10 protein-coding genes are annotated in these 12,982 nt (G+C 47.9%); 7 read left to right on the top strand and 3 right to left on the bottom strand.

Translation table 11 applies throughout. The annotated features are described in order from the left end of the window. From Q0668_RS06140 to Q0668_RS06130, 3 genes are all read left to right on the top strand, one after another. On the top strand, window positions 1–377 hold a 377-nt coding region (locus Q0668_RS06140), incomplete at its 5' end, for a hypothetical protein (protein WP_298861381.1). Between the two features lie 212 nt (window positions 378–589). Continuing rightward, window positions 590–3,019 carry a c-type cytochrome gene (locus Q0668_RS06135; RefSeq protein WP_298861379.1) on the top strand — a complete coding sequence of 810 codons (2,430 nt, stop codon included), beginning with the start codon at window positions 590–592 and terminating at the stop codon, window positions 3,017–3,019. 116 nt (window positions 3,020–3,135) lie between these two features. After that, window positions 3,136–4,587 (top strand): hypothetical protein, encoded by a 1,452-nt coding sequence (locus Q0668_RS06130; protein WP_366918875.1) that lies wholly within the window; start codon window positions 3,136–3,138, stop codon window positions 4,585–4,587. 243 nt (window positions 4,588–4,830) lie between these two features. On the opposite strand, the gene Q0668_RS06125 is transcribed toward Q0668_RS06130, so the two are convergent. Both Q0668_RS06125 and Q0668_RS06120 read right to left on the bottom strand, forming a co-directional pair. After that, on the bottom strand, window positions 4,831–5,364 hold the full coding sequence (locus tag Q0668_RS06125; RefSeq protein WP_298861372.1) for a hypothetical protein: 534 nt from the start codon (window positions 5,362–5,364) through the stop codon (window positions 4,831–4,833). Window positions 5,365–5,427: 63 nt separating this feature from the next. Then, complete coding sequence (locus tag Q0668_RS06120) at window positions 5,428–6,498, bottom strand: twin-arginine translocation signal domain-containing protein (protein WP_298861369.1); 1,071 nt, start codon at window positions 6,496–6,498, stop codon at window positions 5,428–5,430. Between the two features lie 323 nt (window positions 6,499–6,821). Here Q0668_RS06120 and Q0668_RS06115 point away from each other — a divergent pair, with 323 nt between their 5' ends. The 4 genes from Q0668_RS06115 to Q0668_RS06100 all read left to right on the top strand — a co-directional run bounded on the left by Q0668_RS06115 (window position 6,822) and on the right by Q0668_RS06100 (window position 12,307). After that, a complete protein-coding gene (locus Q0668_RS06115; RefSeq protein ID WP_298861367.1) occupies window positions 6,822–7,724 on the top strand; it encodes an efflux RND transporter periplasmic adaptor subunit in 903 nt (300 codons plus the stop codon). 34 nt (window positions 7,725–7,758) lie between these two features. Further along, entirely contained in the window at window positions 7,759–9,972 is a 2,214-nt protein-coding gene (locus tag Q0668_RS06110; protein WP_298861365.1) for an HlyD family efflux transporter periplasmic adaptor subunit, read from the top strand. Between the two features lie 176 nt (window positions 9,973–10,148). After that, window positions 10,149–11,111, top strand: coding sequence for a D-alanine--D-alanine ligase (locus Q0668_RS06105; protein WP_298861362.1), 963 nt, complete (start codon window positions 10,149–10,151; stop codon window positions 11,109–11,111). A gap of 218 nt (window positions 11,112–11,329) precedes the next feature. Beyond that, on the top strand, window positions 11,330–12,307 hold the full coding sequence (locus Q0668_RS06100) for a hypothetical protein (protein ID WP_298861359.1): 978 nt from the start codon (window positions 11,330–11,332) through the stop codon (window positions 12,305–12,307). Between the two features lie 39 nt (window positions 12,308–12,346). On the opposite strand, the gene Q0668_RS06095 is transcribed toward Q0668_RS06100, so the two are convergent. Then, entirely contained in the window at window positions 12,347–12,946 is a 600-nt protein-coding gene (locus Q0668_RS06095; protein WP_298861356.1) for an acyltransferase, read from the bottom strand. Window positions 12,947–12,982 lie beyond the last annotated feature (36 nt).

The following is a 12,982-nucleotide window of genomic DNA, read 5'->3' as shown; positions in this document are numbered from 1 at the left end:
CCTGCAATCCGATTCATATCCGCTTCAATGCCGCCCGCTTTCGACTTCTGAAAGACAACTACTATATTCCGCTCGAAACGTTCACAGCGATGGGCCGCACTCCTTTTCAAAACAGTCCAAATATCAGCCCCAACTACAGTCAGGCATCGGGATTATCCCATTTTTTCATGCACGCTAAAAACCGAGAATACCGGGATGCATTCATCAGTCAATTATCGGAACTCTACAGCTTCAACGCACGCATTCGCAACAACGCGAAGACTATGGAAGAGCTGATCGGGCTATCTTATACGGAATTGGATCAGCAGTATAAAGCATACTCATCAACCCTGCAGAAAGCGCTCGACGAACGAGAGCTAACCCTGCAATCCAAGTAACATCTTCGAAGCAACCAGCCTGTTTTCAAATGGATTGCCTTGTTTCAAGAAAGCCTTCTGCGGGTTTGCGAATCCACTCAAATCAAAATCGATATAATACGCCGATTGATTCGAGTGCAATGCTGTTCTATGATCAACCTGTTCCCGTTTGGGAATGCTGCCCTGATTAAGAACTCAATTCTGTTTCGTTGCCCCGAGGAAAGACATCGAGAATGAATCGGCCATGGAAATACTCTCTGATATACTCTCTAACGGGGTTACTGCTTCAGGTCGCTCTCACGTCTGCTTATTGCGAATCCAGCACTGCTCCTTTTGTATCAGGCTTTGATCGGTTTGCCCGACATCAGGAGATCGAACCGCAGCGCGCCGGCGAATTATTAATCAGTGAGTTAAGTTGCACCGCCTGTCATCAAACAAAGCACTCCCATCTGCAACCCAAACGCGGCCCCCGCTTGAACGGAATTGGCAATCGCCTGCAACATAAATGGCTCCGTCGTTATCTGGCGAATCCACATTCCACAAAACCGGGCACAACTATGCCCGATCTGCTTCATGATTTACCAGAAGCAGAAAAACAGCAAACGATTGAGGCCTTAACGGCATTCCTGACTTCAAAACAGTTCACCTTTCCCACCATCAAAGCAACGGGGGCCAATCCCGTGCCGCACGAATTCTGGAAGAAAGGAAATATTCAGCGGGGACAGGATCTGTATCACAAGGTTGGCTGTGTAGCCTGTCACGAACCGGATGAGTCTTACAAACCGGGCGAATCAAAAATTTCACCCACCGACAAAATGCTCGCCCAACTCGACGCGGAAGATTTGAAAGAACTGGGTTTGACAGCAGCGATTCGTCCTGTCAAATCGGTGCCACATGGCGATTTGCCCGCCAAGTATACACGCAAAGCATTAACGTTTTTTCTACTCAACCCGGAACAGACCCGCCCTGCCGGACGTATGCCCCAACTCAAATTAAAGGCAGTTGAAGCCGCGGATATCGCCGCCTATCTGCTGCGCGAACAAACCAACTCATCGGATTCGATTGATGCAAACAGTCAAACGGCTCTCATCGCCGAGGGACAAAAACGGTTTCTGGAACTGAAGTGTGTGAATTGTCATGAAACAAATCAGTTGAAACCAGCACAGTATGCGAAACCACTTGCGGAACTGAATCAGCGGGCAACTCCAAGCTGCCTTGCTAAAAAACAGAAAAACCTGCCTCACTATCCACTGGATGAACCACAGCAATCAGCGATTCAACAGGCAATCACGCAATTCTCGCAAAACAACAAATGGAAACCCCCACAGCAGTTGGCTTTTCAATTGCTGCAACTCAACTGTTATGCCTGCCACGAACGGGATAAACGCGGGGGCATAGGCTTCAATCGCAAACCCTATTTTGAAACCGTCGGCCATGTTGATCTAGGCGATGAAGGACGTATCCCTCCCACGCTGACAGGCATTGGTGCGAAGCTGCAAAAAAAATGGATGACGAACGTGCTCAAAGGAAAGGGGGATATTCGCTTTCACATGCAGGCCCGAATGCCCGTCTTTCCAGCAAAGATGATCTCTACTCTCCCCAACACTTTTGAAAAAGTCGATCGCGTTCAGAAACAGAAGGAAAGCGAAGTTTTTCCCGCGCATGCGAAACTGGTCTCTGCAGGCCGTACCATGCTGGGCACAGGCTGCATTCAATGTCATCCGATTCATGGCGAAAGTATGCCGGGCGTCGTCGGCACTGATCTGAGCGAGGTCACCAATCGCGTACACCCAAAATGGTTTCACGATTTTTTATTAAACCCGGCAGCTCTCAAGCCCCGCACCCGCATGCCCACTTTCTTTCCCAATGGGAAAAGCCAGAACAAAACGCTTCTGGAAGGCGACGTAAACCAACAAATTGCTTCGCTCTGGGGATATCTGAAAGCGGGACCCAAACAACCATTGCCTGAAAAAATACTGCTGGAAAAATCTAAAAACTACGAACTGGTTCCCGAAAAACGGCCGATCATTCTACGCACCTTTATGCAGGCAGCAGGCACACATGCGATTGCCGTTGGCTTTCCCGAAAAAGTACACTTCGCATTCGACGCCGAACAGGTTCGACCAGCGATTGCGTGGAAAGGACGATTTCTCGATGCGCAGGGAACCTGGTTTATCCGATTCGCACCGCCGGCACTTCCACTGGGAACAAGTCAAATTCAACTCCCAGCCGGAACGCCATTCGCATTATTGAAAAATAAAAACCAATCGTGGCCCGTAATCGCTTCCGACAATCCGCAAACAGAGTTTCAAGGCTATCGCGTAGATGCGTCAGGGACTCCCACCTTTCTGTATCGCGTGGGATCATTCCAGATGGAAGACCGCATGGAACCCGCTGAAAACCAAACCTTAAAGCGAACACTGACGATCAAAAACACGCACTCGCTCAGTAATCAATCACAGCTCTGGTTCCGTGGATTGACTGGCGCCACGCTGAAACAAATCACTCCCGCGACAATGAAAAATCAGGCGGGATTAACCGTCTCGATTTCGAAAACGCTTGCCAAAGCCAGCGAACTCCGCACCATCGACAACAAAACGGACTGGATTTTTCCCATAACTGCCAAAGAGAAATCGGTCATCGAGGTAAAATACCAATGGTAAAACAAACACCCTTTACTCTGCTGGCGCTGGTCCTCGCGGTGATCACCTCTGGTGCCGTCGCGCAACAATCTGCACTTGCTGAAAGTGAAGAAGATTACTATCGGCTTGCTTCGATTATGACTCCCAAAGCACAAACAGATTCGCGGGCTAAAAACTGGAAACCCGCGCCCGGCAATCTCGTGCTGGAAGTGAGCGGCCTGGCGGTTCTTGATGATCGACGCGTGGCCGTTGCCATTCGGAAAGGAGAAATCTGGATTCTGGATGGCGTCTATGATGAGCCACCCAAAAATGTTACATACAAACGCTTTGCCACCGCTTTGCACGAACCCCTGGGACTGATCTGGAAAGACGATTCTTTTTACACCGTACAACGTAGCGAATTAACACGAATTCGAGATGTGAATGGAGACGGAACAGCAGATGAATATCTCACCGTTGCCAAAGGCTGGGGCGTAACAGGGCATTATCATGAGTACGCGTATGGGCCCAAACTCGATCATGAGGGAAATCTATGGCTCACGTTGAATATAGGACTGGGGCTCAAGAAAGAACATAAAGCACGCGCCGTACACGAACCAACGCTGGGATTTTCGCAAGGTCGCTGGCGAGGCTGGGGTATGAAATGTACTCCCGATGGCAAACTGATTCCAGTCTGTGCCGGCATGCGCTCCCCTTCCGGGATCGGAGTCAATCGCGCCGGTGATATGTTCTACACAGATCAACAAGGAAACTGGGTCGCCACCAATACATTGCACCACATGCGCGAAGGAGCCTTTTTTCATCATGTCGAAGCGCTGGCTTCCATGAATCTTCCAGGCTCTCCCATTCAGGGAATCAAAAACATTCCGAATGGCCTCCCCTTTCCCGAAGCAGTCAAACGTATGCCGCAACTCAAACCGCCGGCAATCTGGTTTCCCTATAAAAAAGTGGGGCAGTCGGCGACAGACATTATGCTCGATAACAGTGGCGGGAAATTCGGCCCGTTCGACGGACAGTTCTTTGTAGGAGAATTTACACAAGCCTCAATGCAACGCGTGTTTCTGGAAAAAATTGATGGCCAGTATCAAGGCGCCTGCTTTCCCTTTCGCGAAGGCTTCGCCTCTGCCGTACTTCGCATGGATCAGGGAACCGATGGCAGCGTGTTTGTCGGCCTGACTAACCGGGGCTGGAGTAGTCTGGGAACCGCTTCCTACGGCCTCGAAAGACTGATCTGGACTGGCAAGACGCCGTTTGAAATCAAAGAGATGCGCGCTCAGCCGGACGGCTTTGAACTGGTTTTCACGCAACCCGTTGATCCGAAAACCGCTCTCGACCCGAATTCCTACAAGTTGAAACGGTATACCTACAACTATCACTCATCCTACGGCAGTGATGAGATACTTACAAAAGACCTGACCTTCGAAAAACTAAGCGTCTCGGAAGATGGCTTGAAAGTCAGATTAAAAGTCAAAGACCTGCGCGAACTTTACGTTCACGAACTCGAGGCCAAAGGGGTGCAAAATCAACACGGGCAGAAGTTGCTTCACCCGCAAGCGTATTACACATTGAATCGCATTCCTAAACGCTAAGTCGCGCTTATTTAATCGCTTTGATAGCGATTCTCCAGATGTGTTTCCCAGAGGGTTTCCCTGACGACCATCAGGCGTTAGCCCCGGTTTCTACTCAGTCCATTTTTGACTGCACATCTTGATGTTTTTTTACACTGCACATCACATCTTGATGTTTTTTTACACTGCACATCACATCTTGATGTTTTTTTACAAAGACGAATTCGAAATAAGAAACACTACCTGAGAATGCTGCGAGACGTTTCAATTCAGAAAGCCGCGCTCTCGTAATTCCTGGATATTGCCGGGAGCACTTTCCCATACACGTTCGGCGGCATAACGCATAATGGCAATGCCTCCCATACCGGGCGGGGCACTCAAAATGGCAATGTGTTCTTCCTCTTCGTCATCAAGCTGCGCATTCAACTTGGCAACCGCTTCCTCAACGCTGTCGCTGACAATCCGCTCAGGGCCGCTGGTATTAGAGAACTTCAAATTCGAAAAACCGGCTGTCCGCGAAAGCAGAAACGCTGCCAAATCGGCTTCTTCCTGTTCTTCAAAAAAATTGCGGAACTCCGGCTCCATTTGATCCGGTGTAATAATCATGGGACGCGTAATTTGGACATCTCCCTTACGAATACTCACGGTGGAACCGGGCTCAGACGCCCCGCATACCAGGAAATAAGGCAACTTTTGATCGCCAAACGTAAACAGAGAGAAATTGACAGGACGTTCAACCCGCACTGCCGTCCATAAATCGAAGAAACGCTGTTCATCGAATTCGTGAGAAAAATTCATCAGGATCCAACCAGGGTGAATAGAAAAAACTGAGGTTTGAACTTCTTGATCAAAGGGAGTGATTTAGCTGAGTTTTTTCAACTTACTCACCCGGCCTACGGGAACCCATTCGGTCACAAAGAGATTACCCTCCCCATCAAAACAGGCATCATGAGGGTGAATAAACCGACCTGCTTCCCAGGATTCGGGTTGCTTTCGGACTTTAAAGCCATCCAGAACTTTTTTCGTCCAGTCCGGATCATAACCTAAATGGGTAATGACCTCGTTGTTCTTATCATACAGTGTTACCCGGGCATGTAGATCAGAGACGACCATGATATCACCCAGAATATCAATATCGGCAGGAAAACTGACCGTGTTGACGAAACCTGTATGTTTTCCATCCAAAGTGAAATACTGCAGTCGATTATTGGCCCGATCACACACGGCGATTTTTGGTTCTCCCTCACCTCGCGTATCCAACCACATTCCATGAGGTGTTTTCATCTTGCCAGGCTCGGTTCCAGTGCCCCCCCAACTGAATTCAAACTTTCCGTCTTTTGTGTATTTGTGAATGAAATGCGACCCATAACCATCGCCCACATAAAATCCACCATCAGGGGCAAATGCGATATTGGTGGGACTGTAGCGATGTTTGGTATTTTTGTAATGCACGGGGGTTGTCGGCCGACCCATTTTCCAGACGACGTCACCTTTCAAATTCGTTTTGGCAACAATTCCATGTTTGGTATCAGAAAGATACAAAAATTCTTCGCTGCCTTCTTTCCGTACATCGATCCCATGGCCGCCGCCATGATACTCTTTACCAAAAGAACGTACAAATTTTCCTTCAGGGCTGAAAACCACAATGGCATCCATCGGCGTTTTGGTGTGTGAACGATGTTTGACATAAATCAAACCCTCTGCATCCACACAAACACCGTGTGTCTCTCCCCATTGGATATGCTTGGGAACTTCGCCCCAATCATGGATTGCTTCATACTGAAACGCGCCTTCACCCAGCACGGGGTTCTTCGCCCCGGCTTTATCTTCCGCTCCCAGAATCGCAGGTGCAAAAAAACTGCCCGCCACTGCAGCCGTGGTCGTCTTCAAAAAGGAACGACGTGATTCTGTTTGCTCTGAATGCTGATCCATAAGATTGCTACCTGAATACAAAATATTTCGGACGATTTTTCCAGTTTCACACTATTATAAAACCGATGCTCTAAGTCGATCTTAACGGACACAATGTCCCGATCTCAATTGTGGATACCAAAAAATAGGGTATTCTGAGAATGTTCTCCACAGAATCGATGACTGTTTGCTCCTACCGAACAGAGATACCACAATTTCGATAGCCTTCGGAATGCGGATATGGTATGAGGTGAAAGCACCTGAAAACGATTTTTATTGAGCCTGTTTCCGAGTTTGACTCCACCAGATCCTTCTACCTTCCTAGAAACCAGGAATGGAATACCATGCACCAATTTCGTGCCTTGATTTATTTGTTCACCATCAGCACCTTGTCTCTCATAGGAAACCGAGGGGCACTACTCGCTGACGAAAAATCTGCAAGCTCCACTGGCCTGAGGATTGATTCCGTCTTAGTCAGCCTGATTGAACAGGTGGAAGTACCGGCACGTGAAGTCGGTCAGCTCAACAAAATGCTGGTCAAGGAAGGCTCGACCGTTCGGAAAGGGGAACTCCTGGCACAGATTGAAGATTCGGAATCAAATCTACTTTTGCAGCAGGCGAAGCTGGAATATCAAATGTCGCAAAATAAAGCCGAGAATGATATTAACATTCGCTTTGCCCGCAAGTCGCATGAAGTCGCACTCGCAGAGTTAAAACGAGCCTTAGATTCCATTAAGAAATATTCCAAGAGTATTTCCAAAACAGAATTGGACCGCCTGAAACTCACCGCTGAAAAAGCGGAACTGGAAATCGAACAGGCAACAGAAGAAGCGAAGACATCCGCGCTGGAAGCCCGCCTGAAACAGAACTCCGAAGCCATCGCCGCCCTGGCTGTCCAGAAGCGAAAGGTGATCGCGCCTATTTCGGGAATGGTCGTTCAGATTTTGACAAAAGAGGGAGAATGGGTGCGACCCGGCGAAACCGTTCTTCGCTTATTAAAATTAGATCGCCTGCGTGCAGAAGGACTCGTGAATTCATCTCTGCTACAAGGACAAAATTTCAAAGACCGACCTGTGATTCTACTCGTGAATCCGGGAACGAAACAGGAAATTGAATTCCGGGGAAAGATCTCGTTTGTCAGCCCGGAAATCAATCCGGTGAATAACCAGACACGAGTCTGGGCAGAAATTGAAAACCCCGACCTCAAACTCAAACCGGGTATGCGTGCTTCACTGATCATTAAATAAACTCTATTCGATTGAGAAAATCACTAAAGCCACTATGTCCTTCGGCCCTCAAGACTTTTCGAATCAGCCTCTGCGCCTGCAAATGCGAGCCGACCTGCATATTCAACCGTTGCAGTTTGGTGGCAAAAAATATTGGGGGCTCAAAGATCCGATCTCGCTGCAATACTATCAACTGCGCGATGAAGAATATTTCATTCTCAAACTGCTGGATGGACAGTCCTCCTTTGAAACAATTCGGCGCCAATACGAACAGCGGTTTTCGCCTCAAAAACTGGAAGCCTCACAGCTACAGGGGTTTTTATCACGCCTGCATCAGGAAGGTTTGGTTCTCGCAGATGCGATTGGGCAAGGCGAAATTTTATTGGAACGTCAGACGCTCAAACAGAAACAGTCATTTCGCGCGCGTTGGATGAACCCGCTGGCAATTCGTTTTCGGGGAATAGATCCACACCGCCTGTTAAATTGGCTGCAACCCCTGGCCGCTTTGTGTTTCACTCCCCTGTTCCTGCTGGCTTCGTTATTTTTGATGGTTGCTGCGGGCACATTAATTGTCACGCATCTGGATGCGGTCATCGCACAGCTTCCAGATTTTGCAACGTTCTTCGAAGCGAAAAACCTGTTACTGCTGGGTATCAGTCTAGCCCTGGTCAAAGTACTGCATGAATTTGGACACGCGTTTGCGTGCAAACAGTTTGGGGGCGAATGTCACGAAATGGGGGTCATGCTACTGGCATTCATTCCCTGCCTGTATGTAAATGTCAGTGATGCCTGGACCATGCCCAATAAATGGCATCGCATTATCGTAAGTTCAGCGGGTATTTTTGTCGAACTCTTCATTTCGGCAGCTTGCGTTTTTCTGTGGTGGTTTTCCTATCCGGGACTGTTTCATTCACTCTGTCTCAACATTGTCTTTGTCTGTTCGGTCAGCACTTTATTACTGAATGGGAACCCCCTGCTACGTTATGATGGTTACTATATCCTCCTGGATTTAATCGAAGTACCCAACTTGAGACAACGGGCTCAAACCATTGTTTCCAATCGACTGCATCACTGGTTCTTCGGACATAAGGCCGACATCCTGCTCAAAGAACCAAGACGACTAAGACGGTTTCTGTTTTTGTACGGGATAGCTTCCATTTTGTATCGCTGGTTTATTGTAATCGTAATTTTGACAGTTTGTTATTATGTGTTAGAACCGTATGGTCTAGAGATCATCGCACAGATTATGGGAGCTTTTGTTCTAATGGGAATGTTGATTGTGCCACTGAAGTCCGGCGTGAATGAAATCCAGACCTATGCCAAAGCAGGTCAGATTCAATGGCGACGCTTCCTGATTCGCGCGACGTTCGCACTGGTTCTGCTGGCAGGCCTGTTATTCATTCCTCTGCCTCATCGAATTACCGCACCCGCACTCATCGAACTCAAAGCTGCCACACACGTTTATGTCACCGCGGCCGGTTTTCTCAAATCAGCGGCTACACCGCAAACGGTAATACAGCAGGGTTCATTGATCGCCCAGTTACAGAATGATGAAATTGATCAGGAAATCCTCAAACTGACGGGCCAGATTGACCAACAGAATATTCTCATTTCCACACTGGAAAAACGCCAGGTGATTGACCCGGAAGCCGCCCAGGAACTCCTCACAGCGAATGATCAACGCGCCGACCTGATTGATCAACTAAGACAGCGACAAACCGATCAACGACGGCTCAGGTTAAATGCACCCATTACAGGCACATTAATTCCCGCACCCCAAAAACCACCGTCTCAGGAAGAGGAAACACTTTCCAGTTGGTCCGGCTCACCCCTGGATGAAGAAAACCAAAATTGTTTTCTCGAACGCGGAACCTGGCTTTGTTCACTCGGCGATCCTCAAAAACTACAGGCACGACTGATTGTGAACCAGGAAGATGTCGAGTTTATCAAAGCAGGTCAAACAGTTCGGATTCTACTGGATGAATATCCCGGCAACCTGCTCAATGGAACCATTGAGGAAATCGCGGAAATCGATATTGATGATTTACATCCTAATCTGATTCATCGCAAAGAAATTACAACCGAAATCGACCCCACAGGGAAACGACAACTAAGCAATACATCGTATCTAGCCCGAGTGACACTGGACCCCCTTTCGGAACAACCTCTCATACATGCGGCGGGTCAGGCGAAAATCTCCGTTTTACCGGAATCACTGGGCAAAAAAGCTTATCGACAGTTGAGAAAAACCATTCGCCTGTTTCAGTAACCAAATCTGTCACATCTCACTTTAATTTCCCAGCTTAACAGAATCCGACGATTCAAGATCCACATTTCCAGATTTAAGGACTATTGCTAGAATTCCGCGATTCACTTTAAAAAGCGATACCAATCAAAAATTAAAAACTAGATTTCAAAAGTGTCTGGTGGCAAGGAGGCTTCCCGATGACCGACTCACAATCCAATCCCATTCCCCTTTTCAATATCGTTGTCCTCGCTGGTGGAGAATCGGCTGAATCCGAGATTAGCCTCAAAAGTGGTGCAGCAGTATCTCACGCATTAACGTCTCGTGGACATCAGGTGAAAACCGTCGATCCTTCACTGGTCGATCTTGAGAATTATGATTGGACGAATTGCGATGTTGTCTTCATTGCCTTACATGGTACCTACGGAGAAGACGGCACCATACAGGCAACACTCGATCGCCTGAATGTGCCTTTTGCGGGCTGTGATGCAGCAACTTCCAAACTGGCTTTCAGCAAGTCGGCTTCGAAAGAACGCTTTATTCAAAACAATGTAAGCACCCCTGCTTATGTCTTGATTCATGAATCTGACGATGCACAACGAATTGAACAAAACGCCCGCAGCATGGGTTATCCCCTGGTTGTGAAACCGGACGCACAAGGTTCCAGCTTAGGCGTGAGCATTGTCAATGCTCCGGAAGAACTGCCTCAAGCATTGGCACGTTGTTTTCATTATGATTCATTTGGAATTCTCGAATCCGCTATCAAAGGTTCGGAATGGACAGTCACTCTGATCGACGATCAGATACTTCCGCTGATCCAAATTCAAACGCCCAATGAGTTTTTCGACTACGATGCAAAATACGTCGAAGACTCAACCCAATACCTGTTCAATTTCGATCTGCCTACCAATGTGATTCAATCCATCATTAAAACGGGGGCCAATGCCTGCGAAGCACTCGGTACGCGGGGCATTGTTCGCGTAGACCTGCTACTCGACCGGTTCCAGAAACCCTGGGTACTGGAAGTAAATACCATTCCCGGATTCACAGACCACTCTCTCGTTCCCAAAGCGGCTGCCCAGGCTGACATGGACTTTGGCGCGCTCTGCGAAGGAGTACTCGTTAAATGTCTGACAAAAATCGCCAACAAGCCGCATAATTGATAAAGCTTAACCAAGCGGCCTGCTTTCCTCAGGAATCACGACTTTTCTGCGGAGCGCCCCAACTCTGATGGCGTGAGATTGCGATAACAATAATGTAGGAATGCTGCGCCCACTTTCGCTGCGCGCTGTAAGTTCGCAAAACCGTTATCCAGGGAACTAATAACGACCCGGGAAGTCTCACTTTTCAGATCAGAAGACAACACGATAAACAAACACTTATGAGTCGAAAAGCATCGAAAAAACGGCCCGTCAAAAAAAAGGTCGAAGAGATTGAGGAAGAAGAGGAAGAGCTCGAAGAAGAAGAGTCTGCGCTAAGCCCCTCATTTCTGCTTCACATGCTGTTTCGACCCAAAATCCTGTTGATACTGGCAGTCTTCGCTTCTGGATTGTTCTTTTTTCAAAAGCTCAAGAACCAGCTTCCAGATCTGACTCAACGTAAAGAATACCAGATTGAAACGAAAAACCTCTCTCTGAATCCGGCGCCGCCGCATTATGTTCCCATTGACATCGTCGATCAGGTCATCAAACGCAGTCAACTTCCCGAGAAAGTCTCGTTACTAGATCAGGCACTGGTCCTGAAAATCGCTGAAGCGTTTCAGAATCATCCCTGGGTTCAAAAAGTCGTTTCCGTTCAAAAGACCAATACGGTAGTAGTGGAAGTGTTATTCCGCAAGCCGGCAGCGATGGTTGAGCTAAATCAGAATCTTTATCCGGTAGACAACGAAGGCATTTTGTTACCATCGGAAGATTTTTCAGTCTCCGATGCCCGGCGGTACCCGATCATTACGGGAATTCGATCTGTGCCGGAAGGCTCCGCGGGTAACCCCTGGGGAGATCTGACGGTGAAGGGAGCCGCACAGTTGGCCGAAGCGCTGGGACCCCACTGGAAAGAACTCGACATCGTTTCCATCGAAGCACCGCGACGAACCACAGCGAAACTGGCACTGGATGATCTGATTTATCGCCTGATCACTACCGGAGGATCGGAAATCGTCTGGGGACGATCTCCCAAAAGTCAAAGGCGGGGAGAATTACGCGTCGAACAAAAGATCGGGAAGCTCGAAAAGTACTACCGCGACTACGGCGGCTTTGATCGCCCGCACGGTCCCTACGAAATTGACATCCGCCACTGGCAGGAAATTTCCCGCCGACCGCTCAAACAGCAAAGCAACCAGCGCAGTCTGATTCGCCGCTGAGTTCTGAGAGTGTTGAAAAACGAGAACCGCTCATCAATTTCATGAGTGTACTTCCATAACGCTATCTGTGTTATCTTCTACGATATATTTTGTTCTCAGCTTTAAAAAGGGAGACTCGATAAATCGAAAGCTAAGATAGCCAATGGGTACCATTAGCAGAAAACCTAACACAGAAAAGCAAAGTGCGATATAGAAATTTGAAACAGGCATGATGTACCTGATCATGAGAAAGATCATTATCCGGTAGAAAAAAAAGTGTAAGAGGTAGATGGAATAAGAATAGGTACCGATCAAGGCAATAAATCGGGACACCTTTCCATTGGAATGCGTAAAAGAATTATCGTACCAGGCAATCACTAAGGCATAAGCCAGACCTTCAATGGTTGGGAAGAAGACCCAAACAATGCGACTTGATGGATAGGAAGGGTTGTTATAAAAACCTCCTGCCTGATCAAAATACCAGAAAAAAATGGAAAATGCAGTCAAACCACCGATAGTCAAAAAGTGGCGCCCTTTAATATAAATCCGCATTTGAAAGGCAATCATCCCCAGCAGAAATTGATCGATACGACCGATGATCGTCCAGTAAGCAAGTGATTGAATTTGGCCGATTACTTCAAATAAGCCGATATTTCCCATTTGGGTTGAGCCAGGAATCGATCCAGGCTCGAATCA

This window comes from uncultured Gimesia sp., from assembly GCF_937910335.1.
In the GTDB taxonomy this organism is placed as follows: domain Bacteria; phylum Planctomycetota; class Planctomycetia; order Planctomycetales; family Planctomycetaceae; genus Gimesia.
This window is presented reverse-complemented; position numbering and strand designations above follow the sequence as displayed.

What these genes read in the sequence shown, in the direction of transcription:
- Q0668_RS06135 (WP_298861379.1), top strand. Translation starts at nt 590, where the DNA reads ATGAATCGGCCATGGAAATACTCTCTGATATACTCTCTAACGGGGTTA.
- Q0668_RS06130 (WP_366918875.1), top strand. Translation starts at nt 3,136, where the DNA reads ATGACTCCCAAAGCACAAACAGATTCGCGGGCTAAAAACTGGAAACCC.
- Q0668_RS06125 (WP_298861372.1), bottom strand. Translation starts at nt 5,364, where the DNA reads ATGAATTTTTCTCACGAATTCGATGAACAGCGTTTCTTCGATTTATGG.
- Q0668_RS06120 (WP_298861369.1), bottom strand. Translation starts at nt 6,498, where the DNA reads ATGGATCAGCATTCAGAGCAAACAGAATCACGTCGTTCCTTTTTGAAG.
- Q0668_RS06115 (WP_298861367.1), top strand. Translation starts at nt 6,822, where the DNA reads ATGCACCAATTTCGTGCCTTGATTTATTTGTTCACCATCAGCACCTTG.
- Q0668_RS06110 (WP_298861365.1), top strand. Translation starts at nt 7,759, where the DNA reads ATGTCCTTCGGCCCTCAAGACTTTTCGAATCAGCCTCTGCGCCTGCAA.
- Q0668_RS06105 (WP_298861362.1), top strand. Translation starts at nt 10,149, where the DNA reads ATGACCGACTCACAATCCAATCCCATTCCCCTTTTCAATATCGTTGTC.
- Q0668_RS06100 (WP_298861359.1), top strand. Translation starts at nt 11,330, where the DNA reads ATGAGTCGAAAAGCATCGAAAAAACGGCCCGTCAAAAAAAAGGTCGAA.
- Q0668_RS06095 (WP_298861356.1), bottom strand. Translation starts at nt 12,946, where the DNA reads ATGGGAAATATCGGCTTATTTGAAGTAATCGGCCAAATTCAATCACTT.